Here is a 16,059-nt window from a genome sequence, read left to right as displayed (position 1 = left end):
TTTTCTAAGTGCTTAAAATAGATTAAAAAATTTAATAATGTAGAGATTTAGTTGAACCTGTCTAGAGTAATAATAGTTTCCACCATCCACATAAAGTTCTCCACCTTGAAAGATGGAAATTGGATTGACGTAGCGATAGGTTTTTCCAGTTGTATTTCCTAAAGTTGGCGCAACGGTATCTCTTGAATATTGCTTGGCTAGTGCAAGGGTATTTTCTTTCCCATTTTGGGCGATAAAATCGATATAAGCTGGACCAAAGTTATAGGCCTGTACAGCAGTCCAAGCATCCACGCCCTTTTCTTGCGCTAAATAAAGATTTTCAGTCAAGGTTTGAATCCCCTGACGAATACTACTCCTATTGTCAGAGATCGTATTTGTAGTTCCGCTAGCAGACTCACTAGACTGCATCACGTCACTTTCTTTACCTTTGGTTTCGGTATAAATCATGGCCAGGACTAGTTCTTCATTTGCTGGCGTATCTTGCTCACTTAAAACCTCTCGTACCAAGGATTGATAGGTCATGACCTGCTTCACATCCCGATACATATGAAAAAGTTTATAACCAGTAAATAAGATAAGAACAAGTACCAAGACCCTTCTTATAAATTTAAACATTATTTGCTTTGTATATCCTCGATGTTTTTGATTAAGATAGAGTAGGTACCATTGTCATTTTGGATAAATTCGACCGACTCAGCATCTTGGTAAATATTATTGGGTACAATTAATTCAATCCCATTTGACAGAGAAAGCTTTTGGTTTTCAAATTTCTTTAATTGACGACTGGCATCGATTTCATCAAATTGAACTGGCTCTGGCACTGCTTCCTTGACTTGATCAATAAAGCTAAGACGTGCAGTGAGATTGTTGTCAAAAAGGTCATTAGCCAATTTTTCAGGAGACAATTCATTGCTTTCTTCAAGATTGTTGAAAATAGCAGACTTGACCTTAGATTGAAATTGAAAATCATCTGTATTAAATGTTTCAGCAATTCTCTGAGCCGTTTTTTCAAGTTCCTTGATTGACTTCTTAGGTGATATTTTTGGCTGAGCCTGGATCAGATTCTCAGAAAAATAGTTTAAAAAAGTCCCATTATACTTGATTCGTTTTTCAATCAGGTGATATTTTCGGCTTTGAAGATTGACCACCAAGGCCTCATCAGCCCCTGTACCAAATCCAGGAAGATTGTTTTGAGTCAGCTTGATTGGATTCTCAACCTCTCCTCCAAGGTGAGTCAAGGTCTCACGCAGGGCAATTCGCAAGAAAGCGAAATGCTCTACTCCTTCTTTAGAAAATTGCACAAAAATCAAGTCATTGGTCTTAAGATTTTCGGAAATGCTGAACTCCTCTTTCCAGAGATTTGCCAGTGTCACCGATGTCTCCAACAAATCATCTGTAATATGATTGAAGAAGGGATTTTCTTCTTCGAAAATCCCAGTCTTGGCTTCATCCGAATACACACGTTCGATTTTCTTGCGCAGATATTCTTCGATTTTTGGAGTGATATTGAGAAATTTATCCGCTAGAAACAACTCCGTGTCATCTGGGCTGAACTGATGGATAATAGCTCTCTTAATATAAATGTCCATAAAAATTTTAGTCCTCGTATAATGGGAAGGCATCTGTCAAGGCTTTGACTTCGCTTCTCACTTCTTCTAAAACAGCCTCATTTTCTGCATTTTTAAGGGTTTTAATGATAAGTTCAGCCACTTTACGGCTCTCTGCTTCACCAAAACCACGTGCAGTTGTTGCCGCCGCACCGATACGAATACCACTTGTCTTAAATGGTGACAATGTTTCGTAAGGGATTGAGTTTTTATTTAGGGTAATATTGACCTCATCTAGCAAGTTTTGAGCAACTTTTCCGTTTTCTACAACTTTTGTTACATCAACTAGGAAGAGGTGGTTTTCAGTTCCGCCAGAAATGATACGGAAATCAGGGTCTTGCAAGAAGACATCTGCCATAGCCTTGCTGTTCTTGATGACATTGGCAGCATATTCCTTGAAGGCTGGGTCCAAAACTTCTTTGAAAGACACAGCTTTAGCAGCGATAACGTGCTCTAATGGCCCACCTTGAATACCTGGGAAAATAGCAGAATTGATTTTTTTAGCAAGATCTGCGTCATTAGTCAAAATCAAACCACCACGTGGTCCACGAAGTGTTTTGTGGGTCGTTGTCGTTGTGATATGTGCGTATGGTACTGGACTTGGATGAAGACCAGCTGCAACCAAACCAGCAATATGAGCCATATCAACCATGAGTTTAGCACCAACAGCATCCGCAATTTCACGGAATTTCGAAAAGTCGATAATTTGAGAATAGGCTGAAGCACCAGCTACGATGAGTTTAGGTTTTACTTCTTGGGCTTGTTTCAAGATAGCGTCAAAGTCCAAGAGCTCTGTTTCTGGATCTACGCTATAAGAAACAAAGTTGTAGGTTTGACCAGAGAAGCTAACTGGAGCTCCGTGGGTCAAGTGTCCACCCGCTGCCAAATCCATCCCCATAACGGTATCACCTGGCTCAATCAAGGCCATGTAAGCCGCACAGTTGGCTTGGCTTCCTGAGTGGGGTTGGACATTGGCGAATTTAGCACCGAAAATTTCTTTTGCACGTTCAATAGCTAGAGTTTCTACCACGTCTACTACATCAGTACCACCGTAATAACGACGTCCTGGGTAACCTTCGGCGTATTTATTGGTCAAGATAGACCCTTGAGCTGCCATAACAGCCTTGGAAACCACGTTTTCCGAAGCAATCAACTCGATGTTATTTTGTTGGCGTTCTTCTTCTTTGGCAATGGCATTCCAAAGTTCAACATCATAAGCTTTAAAATCATCTTTGTCAAAAATCATAGGTCTTCTCCTTTATAGTCTGACAGGTCTTTTAGTTTAAGAAAATATACTAAAAGATGCGAATAAACCGTTTCTGCACTTTATCACAAGTATAACCAACTTTTTCGTAAAATGCATGGGCACCCAGACGATGGTCTGCAGAATTTAAGCGAATAAAGTTATAGCCTCGTTTTTTTGCTTCTTGTTCCAATCCTTGGAGCAAAGTTTTTCCGATACCCTGACCCTGTGTTTGAGGCAAAACAGCTAAAGCTAGGATATTAAAACCTGGTTTTGAATAAAGGGATTCATAAACCTCGGCATGAACATAACCAACTAAGTCATGGCTGGTCGAATCCTCGAAACCCAGTAGGTAATGATGTGAGTCTTGAGATAACTTAGCTAGTTGACTAGCCGTTTCCTCTAAACTAAACGAATAGCCTAAAGTTTCTTTGTTAATCTCACAAATAGCTGCAACATCTGTTGTTTTCAAATCACGTAGCATATCATACCTCCTCAAAAGGAATTGTTGGTATCTTGGCAAGGATATCTTCTCGAGTAATCGCTCCTTGGCGTAGAATCTTCACCTTGTCACCAGATAGGTCTAAAATAGTCGAATCCTGACCTGTTAAAAAAGCATCGTCTTCTAGTCCCAAGACCTCTTGGTCAAAATCTTGAAGAATCTTGTGAAAATCTACTCCACTTGATTGCCCTGAGATATTGGCAGAAGGTCCTATTAAGGGGCCAAACTCACGAATCAAGTCCAGAGTTACTGGATGACTCGGCATGCGAAATCCAACAGTCATCAAATCTGAATTGACCCAGTAAGGAACCTTGTTATTAGCTTCTAAAATAATGGTCAAAGGGCCTGGCAAAAAACTTTCAACCAGTTTATTGAGATAAGGTGGCTGATTCTTAGAAAAGTTCAAGATATCGTCTAAACTTGCGACATTGAGATTAAGTGCCTTGTCTCTTGGGCGACGTTTAAGCTGATAAACATGGTCAACTGCCTTTTTATCCAAAGCTTTTGCAAAGAGACCATAAACTGTTTCTGTCGGCAAAACTACAGCTCCACCTTTTTCCAATTCTTGCTTAATCTTCTCAATCATCAATGACAACCATCCTATCTTGGCCAAATTGGTCTTTCAGAGTTCGAACTCGCTTCTCGGGAAAATTTTCCTTAAAGAGAGCAGGTACACTTTGTCCTTGTTTGTAGCCAATTTCAAGATAAATCTTACCACCATCATTTAGGAAGTCCTTTGATTCTTCTGCAATTCTACGATAGATCGCTAGACCATCCTCATCTGCAAAGAGGGCTAAATGTGGCTCTGAATGGAGAACATTCAAACCTACTTCTGCCTCATCTACTCGAGATATGTAAGGTGGATTGGATACAATTATATCATATTTTGAAGAAATTTCGGAGAAACAGTCAGATTTAATAAAGGATAATGTTAGACCTTGATTATTAGCGTTTTCCATCGCCAAATCCAAAGCATCCTGAGAAATATCGGCAGCTGTGATTGTCCAATCTGGTCTATTTTTAGCTAAAGCAAGAGCAATAGCACCACTCCCTGTTCCGATATCCAGAACTTTGAGGTTTTCCTTTGGATTCTCAGCCAAAATGAGTTCCACCAACTCTTCTGTCTCTGGTCGAGGAATCAAGACCCGCTCATCGACCTCTAACTGCATCCCAAAAAATTCAGCATGACCGATTATATACTGGGCGGGTATATGAGCTGCCAGTTTCGTGTAAATATCCTCTACAAACTGTCTTTCTTCCTCTGAAATTTCTTGCTGAAGAGCAAAGACGAAGTCTGTAAAAGATAGATTTTTCAGGCTACGATAGACAAAGGAGAGGCTTTCTGCTTCCTCTCCCTGTGCTATCAACTTTTCCTCAAAATCATTAAAAATTTGAGCTAGTTTCATTATTTGTTCAATTCTTCCAATTTTTGAGTTTGGTCGTAAAGAACCAAGGCATCCACAACTTCATCAAGTTTACCAGACAAAATAGTATCTAGTTTTTGGAGGGTCAAGCCGATACGGTGGTCAGTCACACGGTTTTGTGGGAAGTTATAAGTACGGATACGTTCTGAACGGTCACCAGTACCGATAGTAGACTTACGCTCTGCGTCCTGCTCGTCTTGAGCAATCTGTGCAAAGTGGTCAGCAACACGCGCACGGATGATCTTCATAGCTTTTTCGCGGTTTTTCTGCTGGGTGCGTTCTTCCTGCATTTCAACCTTGATATTGGTTGGCAAGTGAACGATACGAACGGCAGTCGCAACCTTGTTGACGTTCTGTCCACCAGCTCCAGATGCGTGATATATATCCACACGAAGGTCTTTTGGATCAATATCGTACTCTACTTCTTCGACTTCAGGCATGACAAGAACTGTCGCTGTCGAAGTATGTACGCGACCTTGGCTTTCTGTCACAGGGACACGTTGCACACGGTGGGCACCAGACTCATACTTAAGCTTAGAGTATACAGACTGACCTGATACCATAGCAACCACTTCCTTGAAACCACCGACACCGTTCATAGAAGCCTCCATGACTTCAAAGCGCCAGCCTTGGGCTTCAGCGTACTTTTGGTACATGGTTAGCAAATCGCCAGCAAAGAGGGCGGCTTCATCACCACCAGCTGCTCCACGGATTTCAAGGATGATGTTCTTGTCATCGTTTGGATCTTTAGGAAGGAGCAAGATCTTCAGTTTTTCTTCGTACTCTTCTTTTTCAGCCTTGGCATCTTTCAATTCTTGTTTGGCCATTTCTTCCAAGTCAGCATCTCCGCCTGATTCTTTAATCATCTCTTCGGCATCGATAATGTTTTGAAGGACTTGTTTGTATTCGCGGTAGGCTGTTACAGTATCACGAGTAGAAGCCTCTTCTTTCGAAAGCTCCATGAAGCGCTTGGTATCAGAGACCACATCAGGGTCGCTCAGCAATTCTCCCAACTCTTCATAACGGTCTTCTACAGCTTGTAGTTGATCATAGATGTTCATTTTTTCTCCTTATTTTTCAATTGTTAAATCGTATATGGCTACTACTTCGTTCTCAAATATTTCCCCAGTTTCTTTAAATCCATAACTGAGGTAACAAGATCTTGCATGTTCATTTTCTGGTTCATAAGACAACCAAAGTTTATTGGATAAACCTGCTGGCGCTGTCCGAACATAGTCTAGCACCTTATCCATAATTGGTTTAAAATATCCTTGATCTTGAAAATGCTTATCAAGCATAAAACGAAATAGTAAATAATTTCCACTACTAATTCCGATCTTTTTATCATAAGCTAACATCACAAAACCTATGATTGCATCATTATCGTAAACTGCCAATGGAGCTACAAAATCTCCATTTTTTGTGTAGACATATGCTTCAGCTAAACTAATTGCGTTGGTAGCAATAAATTGTTTTTGATATTCCTTAACTTCCAAATGCAGAACATCAAAATAATTTTCCATTGTAACATCTCTTAGTTCAATTGTCATAGTCTTGTTCCTTTTTAGATGTTATCAGTGGGGCAAAATAATGTTTACGGCAAACCGAAATATAGGTTTCATTCCCACCTATCTGGATCTGCTCACCATCATAGACTGGCAGACCATTCTGCGTACGCAACACCATGGTTGCTTTTTTCTTGCAATACTGACAAATGGTCTTGATTTCGTCAATCTTATCTGCTAAGAGCAGAAGATATTTTGAACCTTCGAACAATTCATTACGAAAGTCATTTTTCAAACCAAATGCCATAACGGGTATGTCTAACTCATCGACAACACGCGCTAGGTCGTAAACATGGTGACGCTTTAAAAACTGGGCTTCATCGACAAGTACACAGTAAGGCATTTCAGGTAAATCTCGGATAAATCCAAAGATATCCGTTGTTTCCTCAATAGCAACTGCTGGTCTTTTCATCCCAATTCGACTTGAAACATAGCCAACACCGTCACGCGTATCCAGAGCCGAAGTCATAATCACAACTCCCTTTCCTTGCTCCTCATAGTTATAGGCTACCTTGAGAATCTCAATCGTTTTTCCTGAGTTCATAGTCCCATAACGATAATACAACTGTGCCATGCTTCTATTTCACGTCCATTTCTAAATTTTTGCTACTTTCTAGTATACCATATTTTCTCAAAGCTTTAAACGGCAAATTGTGGTAAAATAGAAGAAATCAAATAACTAGTGGAGGACGCAATTATGCCATTTGTACGCATCGATTTATTTGAAGGACGCACGCTAGAGCAAAAGAAATCCCTAGCCAAGGAAGTTACAGAAGCTGTTGTTCGCAACACTGGTGCACCTCAATCTGCTGTTCATGTCATTATCAACGATATGCCTGAAGGAACCTACTTTCCGCAAGGTGAAATGCGCACTAAGTAAAGCTTAAGCAATCTGCTTAGGCTTTTCTTTAGCTTTTCTTTATAAGTAACATTCATTGAAGAAAATACTAAAATTTGTTACAATTTGAAGAGATATTAGTCTATACAAACAAATAAACTATAAAGGAATTGAAATGATTACACGGGAATTTGATACCATTGCAGCAATCTCGACACCGCTTGGTGAAGGTGCTATTGGGATAGTCCGCCTAAGCGGAACGGATAGTTTTGCCATTGCGCAGAAAATCTTTAAAGGCAAGGACTTGAGCAAGGTTGCTAGCCACACTCTTAACTACGGTCACATTGTTGATCCTGTGACAGGGAAAGTCATGGATGAGGTCATGGTTGGAGCTATGAAGTCTCCTAAGACCTTCACTCGTGAAGACATTATCGAGATCAATACCCATGGTGGGATTGCAGTGACTAATGAAATTCTCCAACTGGCTATCCGTGAAGGGGCTCGCATGGCAGAACCTGGAGAATTTACCAAACGTGCCTTCCTCAATGGTCGTGTTGACTTGACTCAAGCCGAGGCTGTGATGGATATTATACGTGCCAAGACAGACAAGGCCATGAATATTGCAGTCAAACAATTAGACGGTTCTCTATCTGACTTGATTAATAATACTCGTCAGGAAATCCTCAATACACTAGCACAAGTTGAGGTTAATATCGACTATCCTGAATACGACGATGTTGAAGAAGCCACTACTGCTGTTGTCCGTGAAAAAACTATGGAGTTTGAACAACTCTTAACCAATCTCTTAAAAACGGCACGTCGTGGGAAGATTCTCCGTGAAGGGATTTCAACGGCTATCATTGGTCGTCCCAACGTTGGGAAATCCAGCCTCCTCAACAACCTATTGCGTGAAGATAAGGCCATCGTAACTGACATTGCTGGTACTACTCGAGATGTCATCGAAGAATACGTCAACATCAATGGTGTACCACTTAAGTTGATTGATACTGCGGGTATCCGTGAAACAGATGACATCGTCGAACAAATCGGTGTCGAGCGCTCCAAAAAAGCTCTCAAGGAAGCTGATTTGGTTTTACTTGTCTTAAACGCCAGCGAACCTCTAACTGCCCAAGACCGACAACTTCTTGAAATCAGCCAAGATACCAACCGTATCATCCTACTTAACAAAACTGACCTGCCTGAGGCTATTGAAACTCCGGAACTTCCTGAAGATGTCATTCGTATTTCAGTCCTCAAAAATCAAAACATTGATAAGATTGAAGAACGTATCAATAACCTCTTCTTTGAAAATGCTGGCTTGGTCGAACAAGATGCTACTTACTTGTCTAATGCCCGTCACATTTCCTTAATTGAGAAGGCAGTTGAAAGCCTGCAAGCTGTTAACGAAGGCCTCGAACTAGGTATGCCAGTTGATTTGCTTCAAGTTGATTTAACTCGTACTTGGGAAATCCTCGGAGAAATCACTGGAGATGCTGCTCCAGATGAACTCATTACACAGTTGTTCAGCCAATTTTGTCTGGGTAAATAAGAAAAAACTAGGTCAAAAAAAATGCTAGTCACCTAAAAAGAGGTTGGGACAAAAAGATCCCGACCTCACTTTTTATTATCAATCATAATTTGACGCGGTAGCTGATTGAACTTTTTGTTCGTCTTTTAGACTCCAAAAAGCTCCTAATCATCCTCGCGGGGCTGGGACTACGAAATCAAGACTTTGTCTATCGATCTCTGTCCCACCGCCTTTTCTTTCACCTTCTAAGTTATTTCCTGCCTTAGCAGATATTTGAAACAAAATTTACCAGTTCTTTTCTATTTTCACTTAGTCTTTGGGTAATTTCCCAGCTTTTTCAAGCATTTTTTTGATTAAATAAGGCATCTTGACATTTTCACGACCTTTTTTCTCAATCAATTTTTTAACAAATTCTGGCATTTGTAAATCTTGTGATTCATCTAAAATATTTTTTGTTTCATCCGAAGGGACTAATTCATCAAAGGTCTCTTCTTCTGGGAAGAATTCTCTAAATTCTTTATGTTCGTTAGCTCGGACAGTATTGACCAGGGCATCAATCAAACGAGAATCTGTATTTGGCATTGGTGGTCGATGGTAGTTCACCCCCAATTCCTGACACAATTCATAACATTCCACATCGTTGTCAAACAAGACTTCAATGTGCTCACTGATAAAACTAATAGGTACAAAAATATAATGATTTTGATGTTCTTTCTGTTCTCTGAGATACTCCAAAACATCTGGCTTAATCCAAGGAATGCCAATATCACTTTCGCTCTGCCAAGTGTTGGTATATTGCTCTAGATTCAAGTCTAATTTCTTAGCAATTAACTTGCTATTTTCGAAAATCTGGTCGATATAGGGATCACCAAAATCCAAGGCAAAAATGGGCACACTGTGGGCAGAAAAGATGACTTTAAAGCTATCCTGCTTTACTTCTTCTTTTAAAATTTTACCAATTTCATCTGCCCAATAGTTTAAGAGCACTTCTTCCTGATACCAGTCCTTAATGACCAAAAATTGAATTTGCTTGCTTTCTAAAAATTTCTCATAACCCATGACAGAGTAAAAGGAATAGTGTGGCTCCAAAATCAAGCAAATACACTTTTCAATTCCATCTGCTTCCATTTGCCGAATTATATCTGGAATAAAAGGGGTTGAAAATTTATTGGCAAAATAGACACTGTATTCTTTTCCTAACCTAGCTTCTACCAAGGCAACTTCTTCACGGGTAATTTTTTGAAGTGGAGTTCCTCCAATTCGAACATAATTATCATAAAGTGTTTGAATCTCGTGGTCTTGAGGTCGAACTCCACGACGAATGTTGGTAAAAAAGTCGGCTACTCCTTCAAAGGTAATCTCTTCTGGGGAACCAAATGTCATCATTAAAATCGCTTTTTTCATCTCTGCATCCTTGTGATATTTTTATCTTTTTTATTGTATCACTAAAGTTGCCATAAGTAAACGCTAACATAAGGATTTTATCCCCCTTCTGACTTTTGTTTTTCTCTTCTTTCTATGATACAATGGTTTTAAAAGAAGGAAAAAAGGAGTTACGATGAAATATCCAACATTGTTGGAGCGTTTTTTGACTTATGTCAAAGTCAATACACGTTCTGACGAACATTCAACCACTACACCAAGTACCCAAAGTCAAGTAGACTTCGCAACTAATGTCCTCATCCCTGAGATGAAACGTGTTGGTTTGCAAAATGTCTACTATCTACCAAACGGTTTTGCTATCGGAACCTTACCAGCCAACGACCCAAGTTTGACTCGTAAGATCGGTTTTATCTCCCACATGGATACAGCGGATTTTAATGCTGAAGGTGTTAACCCGCAAGTTATTGAAAACTACGACGGTGGTGTTATCGAGCTTGGTAATTCTGGTTTCAAACTAGATCCAGCGGATTTCAAGAGCTTAGAGAAATATCTAGGGCAAACCTTGGTTACAACTGATGGAACTACTCTTCTCGGTGCCGATGATAAATCAGGTATCGCCGAAATCATGACAGCTATCGAATACTTGACTGCTCATCCTGAAATTAAGCACTGCGAAATCCGAGTTGGCTTTGGACCTGATGAAGAAATCGGTGTTGGTGCCAATAAATTTGATGCAGAAGATTTCGATGTCGACTTTGCTTATACAGTTGACGGTGGACCTCTTGGTGAACTTCAGTATGAAACCTTCTCTGCTGCGGGTGCTGAACTCCATTTCCAAGGTCGTAATGTTCACCCAGGAACGGCTAAAGGACAAATGGTTAACGCCCTTCAGTTGGCGATTGATTTCCACAACCAACTTCCAGCTGGTGACCGACCTGAATTGACTGAGGGGTACCAAGGTTTCTACCATCTCATGGATGTAACAGGTACTGTTGAGGAAGCGCGTGCCAGCTACATCATTCGTGACTTCGAAAAAGAAAGCTTCGAAGCGCGTAAAGATGCCATGCAAGCTATTGCTGATAAGATGAACCAAGAACTTGGTAGTGATCGTGTTACTTTAACATTGACAGACCAATATTACAACATGAAGGAAGTCATCGAAAAGGATATGACTCCAATTACCATTGCTAAGGCCGTTATGGAAGATTTAGGTATCACGCCTATTATTGAACCAATTCGCGGCGGGACAGACGGCTCTAAAATTTCCTTTATGGGAATTCCTACGCCAAATATCTTCGCTGGTGGTGAAAACATGCATGGCCGTTTTGAATACGTTAGCCTACAAACCATGGAACGTGCAGTCGACACCATTATTGGAATTGTAGCTTATAAAGACTAAAAAAGACGAGGTAGCGTTGCTACTTCGTCTTTTGCTTATTCTGCTACTTTTTCTGTTGATTCAGGAGTTGCCGCTATAGGTTTTGAGCTTGAATCATCTTGTTTATCACTTGCTGATTCTTTGTTTGTTTCAGCTAGGGCAGCTTTTGTTCTAATTTCTTGATTCAATACTAAGATTTCTTGAGCAACTGATAGAAGAGCTTGCTTGTCTTTGCTAGCTGCTGCTAGTTTATCAAACAGAGCATCTACTTTTTCAAAGTCAGCATCTGAACCATGATTCATCTCTAGATAGCTATGGAGGGCAATAATACCGTTATAAAGCTGTTGATAAAGAGCCATGACCTCTGGGTCTTGGTTTGCATTTTCACGTTCATTCTGAATAGTCTGTGAAATACGCTTCAGAAGATCTTGGACTTGCGTATTTAATTCATCTAGGTCAGCACCCTCTTTGTCAAAGGCAACTTTCAGATTCTTCACTTCGTCAACAAGTGAAGCTTTAACTCCCTCTTCTTTGACTTGAGCTACTAATTCTTCAGCTTTTGTTAAGAGTTCTTCTACTTGACCTTTTCGAACATGATTACTTTGTTCCTCAGGTTGAATATCATCAAACAAACCTTTCAAAAATTCATAGACTGCCGTTTTGGCACTATGACCATCCACTTTTTCAGTGTCTAGGATCGTTTCAGAAGGTTTATGAGCAACTGATTCATTCTTCACTGCTTCTTCTACCTCTAATTTTGTTTGATAGATTTCAGGGAAGAGTTTGTTCAAGTCAGTTGCCTTAAGGAAAGATTGTGACTGATAAAGAGTCCAAGTTAAGTTAGCAACTTTATTTCTAAGAGTGTCATTTAAACGACCATCTGACAGATGTTGATAGAAATACTTAATGTATTCGACTGTCGTAACACCAGTACGATCATTAAAATCTTGCAGAGCTTGTAGTTTAGCTTCAACTGCATCTAAACCAGCCTCATCTTGAGCCAATTTATTTTCTTGGAGTTGAGCCAAGAGATCCTTTTTAGGAAGTCCATAAGCATCCGTATCCAAGGTATTAATCTTATCTACTAAAGCTTGATATTTCTTGTCTAAAGGACTGATTTCTGTTGGTTTTACACTAGAGTCAACGTGGATATACTGCTTGTCAAAGAGATCTAAAGCAGCCAGATAACCAGCTGTTGAGTTGGTTGAGAGCTTCTTCATATTTTCAGAGAATTGTCCCAAGGCAAGCTCAATTTGTCTTTGTAAAATTGGTTTATCTTTATAGACTTCACGACTTTCTGCTAGAAGTTGATCAACCTTATTTTGAACAGTAGCTTCATCAAAGGCTCCTGGTTGGTAGTTAGATTGCAAGGCAGGAATCTTATGTTTCAAAGCCACTTCATAGCCTTTAGTTTGTACTTTGATGTAGTGATTATGATCACCGTGAGGAATGACGAAGCTACCATTTTCAACCTGCAAACTATAAGGAGAAACGCCATCACGTAAAGCAGTTGTATAGAGTTCGTTTAGGAAATCAAGCTCTGCATCACCTGTTTGGAGAGGAATGCGAACGTGTTCCTTTCGAACTGCATAAGGGTGAATGTGAGTTGGGTCATAAGCCTGGTCTGGATTTCCAAATACAAAGAATCCATTTGAAATTCGGATTGCTTCAAGCGGAACACCATAGGTTTTAGAGATATAAGCTATCTTTTCTTCATCGCTGGCATCTCGAGAGAAAGCTTCTACATCTTTTGCAAGTGGTTTAACAGGTTCTACCTGATGATGTTCCTTCAAGTGCTCCTGAGCAGCCTTAATCTGCTCTGTTGATAAATCCTTTTTAAAGAAATAGTGATTGTGATCTCCATGAGAAACGACAAAACCTTCCTCATCTTCACTTATCACTCGGTCAGCATCGAATCCGTGATCGTGGTCTTCACCATGGTGGTGATCATGCCCGTCTTCATCATGGTGCTCATCTGATGGATTAGGTTTAACTTCGGTTTTACCTTTCAAGTGTTCCTGAGCTTCTTTAATCTGTTGAGCCGTCAAATCTTTCTTGTAAAAATAATGATTGTGGTCCCCATGGGAAACGATAAAACCTTGCTCATCTTCACTTATAACACGATTAGTATCGAATCCATGATCGTGGTCTTCACCATGGTGGTTATCATGCCCGCCTTCATCATGGTGCTCATCTGATGGATTAGGTTTAACTTCGGTTTTACCTTTCAAGTGTTCCTGAGCTTCTTTAATCTGTTGAGCCGTCAAATCTTTCTTGTAAAAATAATGATTGTGGTCTCCATGTGAAACTACGAAACCTTGCTCATCTTCACTTATAACACGATTAGTATCGAATCCGTGATCGTGGGGATTGTCATGATTGTGGTCATGGTCATGACCTTGTCCTTCGCCTTCCTGACCATGATGCCCCGGCTCTTCTTGGTCGTGTCCATGGTGGTTATGATCATGATTCTCTCCATCTTCATGGTCATGGTTGTGCTCATGATCTCCACTAGGTTTGCTTGGAGTTTCTACAGGATTTGATGGTGTTACAAGACCTGAAAGTGGCATCAAACGAGCAATCTTTTGTTCCAAAGCAGACATACTACTATAGGGAATGAAATGGTAGTGATTACCGTGTGGAATGGCCACCCCTGATGGTGTACGACTGGTAATTTTAGCTGGGGCAAATACCAAACCATCAGATTCTCGATAGCGTTGACTAACTGGTAAAGCATATAACTGAGCAAGAAGACTTTGAAGGTCGTCCGCTTGAGCTACTGGTTTGTTTGTAGCTGAGTTATCTGCTTGAGGACTTGGTTCGACACTTGGATTCGGTTTATAGTCCGTCACACTCGGTTGACTTCTCCTGCCAGCCAGATAGGCTTGTGCAGCAGCCAACTCGCTTGAGGAAAGTGCACTCTTTGGAACGTAGTGATAATGTCCACCGTGAGGAACGATATAGGCATCACCTGTATCTTCAATGATATCTGCAACATTAAAGACATAACCATCATCCGTTGTATATCGGCCTTGAGCTCGTGCAGCAAGGACTTCCTTAGTTTCATTTCCTCTATCTGATGTGCCTTCCCGTTTCTGACGCTCAATTTGGTCTTTGGTACGAACATTATCTGCATGGCTAGCATCTTTTAGATAGACATAGTATTTGCCATCAACTTTGATGATATAGCCACCTTTAATCTCATTGACAATATCTTCATCCTTCAGCTGATAGTTTGGATCTTTCATGACCAGTTCTTCACTAAAGATAGCATCATAAGGCACCTTACCATTATAGTAATGGAAATGGTCGCCGTGTGAAGTCACATAACCTTGATCAGTGATTTTGGTAACAATCTGTTCAGCTTCTATGCCTTCCTTCTTGCTAACTTGGTCTGGTGTCAGAGTTTCATTCTTTTTAGCTTCAGACTCTTTACCATCAACGTAGGATACACGGTTGTCATTTTTTTTCTCAGGTGCTTGATGTTGATTTAAAGCATAAGCACAGACACTTAAGGCAAGGGCCACTGCAGATCCCGCTAGATATTTTTTATTAATCTTCATAATCTCCTCATTTCAATTCTTCAGCTAAGATAGCCATATTTTCTTCTAAATTTTCCAAGTAGGACTTGTCATTTTGTGGGTCTGCCTCTAAAGGATTGAGGGTTTTAAGACTCACACCTGTTGATTTGACAAGAGTGTCCGCTACCTTAGATGAAGCATTGCTTTCTGTAAAAATCGTTTTAATCTTATAAGTTTTAACAAATTCCTGAATTTCTGTTAGTTGTCTTGGACTTGGTTCTTGTTCAGGAGAAATCCCTGCAATACCAAGCTGATTAAGTCCAAATCGTTTTGCCAAATATGAAAAGGCTGTGTGTTGGGTCACAAATGTCTTTTGATTAGCCTTTTCAAAGATGGGTTGGTATTTCTTAGTTAGGTCATGAGCTTTAGCACTAAAACTTTGTGCGTTTTTCTGATAGGTATCCTTGTTAGCACTGTCTAATTCTGATAACTTATCAGCAATTATCTGTGCTTCTTCAGCTACTTTTTCAGGATCTAACCAAGTATGAGGATCATACAAGGTTTTCTCATCAATCCCATCTCCTGCCTGCATATCTTCTAAGCCAGGTACGCGCTCCAAGGTCATACCTTCAGATGCTTCTAAGACCTTTACCTTGGATTTTTGCAGGCTTGGATCTAAACTTCCTGCCCATGACTCTAGTGTATGAGAATGATAGACAAAAACATCGGCATCATAGATGGCTGCAATATCATTTGCCGAAGGTTCAAAGGAGTGAATTCCGCTACTTGACTGAATCATTCGAACATCATTCAAGTCACCAGATACTTCCTTGACCATGGCATAGATAGGATAAAAACTGGTCACAATTTTCATCCCTTTAGTTTCATCACTCTTGTCTTGACTGGTCTTTTGTCCACATGCTCCTATGGTAAGAGCAAAGAAGGCAATCATGAGCCATAGGATACTTCTTTTTTTCATAACAACTCCTTAACTAGTATTTAACCATTTAATTAACTAGTAAATAGTTTATCTTTATTTAGAAAATATGTCAAGAATTTTTACACAATTT

The 16,059-nt window shown here is 40.1% G+C and carries 15 protein-coding genes; 3 read left to right on the top strand and 12 right to left on the bottom strand.

Annotated features, from left to right (window positions below):
* Positions 1–12 precede the first annotated feature (12 nt).
* The 9 genes from QM877_RS01175 to QM877_RS01135 are packed head-to-tail and all read right to left on the bottom strand — an operon-like array spanning position 13 to position 6,915.
* A complete protein-coding gene (locus QM877_RS01175; RefSeq protein WP_414317309.1) occupies positions 13–615 on the bottom strand; it encodes a lysozyme family protein in 603 nt (200 codons plus the stop codon).
* Positions 615–1,589: a nucleoid-associated protein gene (locus QM877_RS01170; RefSeq protein WP_414317308.1), complete on the bottom strand. Its 975-nt coding sequence runs from the start codon at positions 1,587–1,589 to the stop codon at positions 615–617. The genes QM877_RS01175 and QM877_RS01170 overlap by 1 nt, the downstream gene beginning before the upstream one ends.
* Before the next feature lie 7 nt (positions 1,590–1,596).
* The gene (glyA, locus tag QM877_RS01165) at positions 1,597–2,853 is read right to left on the bottom strand and encodes a serine hydroxymethyltransferase (protein WP_414317307.1); all 1,257 of its coding nucleotides are present in this window, start codon (positions 2,851–2,853) and stop codon (positions 1,597–1,599) included.
* 49 nt (positions 2,854–2,902) lie between these two features.
* Complete coding sequence (locus QM877_RS01160) at positions 2,903–3,334, bottom strand: N-acetyltransferase family protein (RefSeq protein WP_414317306.1); 432 nt, start codon at positions 3,332–3,334, stop codon at positions 2,903–2,905.
* 1 nt (position 3,335) lies between these two features.
* Positions 3,336–3,938 carry an L-threonylcarbamoyladenylate synthase gene (locus QM877_RS01155; protein WP_414317305.1) on the bottom strand — a complete coding sequence of 201 codons (603 nt, stop codon included), beginning with the start codon at positions 3,936–3,938 and terminating at the stop codon, positions 3,336–3,338.
* On the bottom strand, positions 3,931–4,758 hold the full coding sequence (prmC, locus tag QM877_RS01150) for a peptide chain release factor N(5)-glutamine methyltransferase (RefSeq protein ID WP_414317304.1): 828 nt from the start codon (positions 4,756–4,758) through the stop codon (positions 3,931–3,933). Before prmC ends, QM877_RS01155 begins: the two co-directional genes overlap by 8 nt.
* Positions 4,758–5,837 carry a peptide chain release factor 1 gene (gene prfA / locus QM877_RS01145; RefSeq protein ID WP_001028810.1) on the bottom strand — a complete coding sequence of 360 codons (1,080 nt, stop codon included), beginning with the start codon at positions 5,835–5,837 and terminating at the stop codon, positions 4,758–4,760. The genes prmC and prfA overlap by 1 nt, the downstream gene beginning before the upstream one ends.
* A 9-nt stretch (positions 5,838–5,846) precedes the next feature.
* Positions 5,847–6,326: a GNAT family N-acetyltransferase gene (locus tag QM877_RS01140; RefSeq protein ID WP_414317303.1), complete on the bottom strand. Its 480-nt coding sequence runs from the start codon at positions 6,324–6,326 to the stop codon at positions 5,847–5,849.
* The gene (locus QM877_RS01135; RefSeq protein ID WP_049504679.1) at positions 6,316–6,915 is read right to left on the bottom strand and encodes a thymidine kinase; all 600 of its coding nucleotides are present in this window, start codon (positions 6,913–6,915) and stop codon (positions 6,316–6,318) included. The genes QM877_RS01140 and QM877_RS01135 overlap by 11 nt, the downstream gene beginning before the upstream one ends.
* 123 nt (positions 6,916–7,038) lie before the next feature.
* Here QM877_RS01135 and QM877_RS01130 point away from each other — a divergent pair, with 123 nt between their 5' ends.
* Together QM877_RS01130 and mnmE are read left to right on the top strand one after the other, a co-directional pair.
* Positions 7,039–7,221, top strand: a complete 183-nt coding sequence (locus QM877_RS01130) for a 4-oxalocrotonate tautomerase (RefSeq protein ID WP_033677268.1) — start codon at positions 7,039–7,041, stop codon at positions 7,219–7,221.
* 133 nt (positions 7,222–7,354) lie between these two features.
* Positions 7,355–8,728, top strand: coding sequence for a tRNA uridine-5-carboxymethylaminomethyl(34) synthesis GTPase MnmE (gene mnmE, locus QM877_RS01125; RefSeq protein ID WP_414317302.1), 1,374 nt, complete (start codon positions 7,355–7,357; stop codon positions 8,726–8,728).
* Positions 8,729–9,016: 288 nt separating this feature from the next.
* Here mnmE and hemH read toward each other — a convergent pair whose 3' ends face one another.
* A complete protein-coding gene (gene hemH / locus QM877_RS01120) occupies positions 9,017–10,111 on the bottom strand; it encodes a ferrochelatase (protein WP_414317301.1) in 1,095 nt (364 codons plus the stop codon).
* A 154-nt stretch (positions 10,112–10,265) separates the two neighbouring features.
* On the opposite strand from hemH, the gene pepT reads away from it, so the two are divergent.
* Positions 10,266–11,489 (top strand): peptidase T, encoded by a 1,224-nt coding sequence (gene pepT / locus QM877_RS01115; RefSeq protein ID WP_414317300.1) that lies wholly within the window; start codon positions 10,266–10,268, stop codon positions 11,487–11,489.
* A gap of 35 nt (positions 11,490–11,524) precedes the next feature.
* On the opposite strand, the gene QM877_RS01110 is transcribed toward pepT, so the two are convergent.
* Together QM877_RS01110 and QM877_RS01105 are read right to left on the bottom strand one after the other, a co-directional pair.
* Positions 11,525–15,031: a pneumococcal-type histidine triad protein gene (locus QM877_RS01110; RefSeq protein WP_414317299.1), complete on the bottom strand. Its 3,507-nt coding sequence runs from the start codon at positions 15,029–15,031 to the stop codon at positions 11,525–11,527.
* 7 nt (positions 15,032–15,038) lie between these two features.
* Positions 15,039–15,968 (bottom strand): metal ABC transporter solute-binding protein, Zn/Mn family, encoded by a 930-nt coding sequence (locus tag QM877_RS01105; protein WP_414317298.1) that lies wholly within the window; start codon positions 15,966–15,968, stop codon positions 15,039–15,041.
* Between the last annotated feature and the right edge of the window lie 91 nt (positions 15,969–16,059).

The organism is Streptococcus infantis, from assembly GCF_047463655.1.
In the GTDB taxonomy this organism is placed as follows: domain Bacteria; phylum Bacillota; class Bacilli; order Lactobacillales; family Streptococcaceae; genus Streptococcus; species Streptococcus infantis_Z.
Note: the sequence above shows the minus strand (reverse complement) of the source record. Positions and strands in the feature narration are given on the sequence as shown.

Bases quoted from the DNA above. Each gene is read 5' to 3' on its own strand.
- QM877_RS01175 (WP_414317309.1), bottom strand. From the start codon at position 615: ATGTTTAAATTTATAAGAAGGGTCTTGGTACTTGTTCTTATCTTATTT.
- QM877_RS01170 (WP_414317308.1), bottom strand. From the start codon at position 1,589: ATGGACATTTATATTAAGAGAGCTATTATCCATCAGTTCAGCCCAGAT.
- glyA (WP_414317307.1), bottom strand. From the start codon at position 2,853: ATGATTTTTGACAAAGATGATTTTAAAGCTTATGATGTTGAACTTTGG.
- QM877_RS01160 (WP_414317306.1), bottom strand. From the start codon at position 3,334: ATGCTACGTGATTTGAAAACAACAGATGTTGCAGCTATTTGTGAGATT.
- QM877_RS01155 (WP_414317305.1), bottom strand. From the start codon at position 3,938: ATGATTGAGAAGATTAAGCAAGAATTGGAAAAAGGTGGAGCTGTAGTT.
- prmC (WP_414317304.1), bottom strand. From the start codon at position 4,758: ATGAAACTAGCTCAAATTTTTAATGATTTTGAGGAAAAGTTGATAGCA.
- prfA (WP_001028810.1), bottom strand. From the start codon at position 5,837: ATGAACATCTATGATCAACTACAAGCTGTAGAAGACCGTTATGAAGAG.
- QM877_RS01140 (WP_414317303.1), bottom strand. From the start codon at position 6,326: ATGACAATTGAACTAAGAGATGTTACAATGGAAAATTATTTTGATGTT.
- QM877_RS01135 (WP_049504679.1), bottom strand. From the start codon at position 6,915: ATGGCACAGTTGTATTATCGTTATGGGACTATGAACTCAGGAAAAACG.
- QM877_RS01130 (WP_033677268.1), top strand. From the start codon at position 7,039: ATGCCATTTGTACGCATCGATTTATTTGAAGGACGCACGCTAGAGCAA.
- mnmE (WP_414317302.1), top strand. From the start codon at position 7,355: ATGATTACACGGGAATTTGATACCATTGCAGCAATCTCGACACCGCTT.
- hemH (WP_414317301.1), bottom strand. From the start codon at position 10,111: ATGAAAAAAGCGATTTTAATGATGACATTTGGTTCCCCAGAAGAGATT.
- pepT (WP_414317300.1), top strand. From the start codon at position 10,266: ATGAAATATCCAACATTGTTGGAGCGTTTTTTGACTTATGTCAAAGTC.
- QM877_RS01110 (WP_414317299.1), bottom strand. From the start codon at position 15,031: ATGAAGATTAATAAAAAATATCTAGCGGGATCTGCAGTGGCCCTTGCC.
- QM877_RS01105 (WP_414317298.1), bottom strand. From the start codon at position 15,968: ATGAAAAAAAGAAGTATCCTATGGCTCATGATTGCCTTCTTTGCTCTT.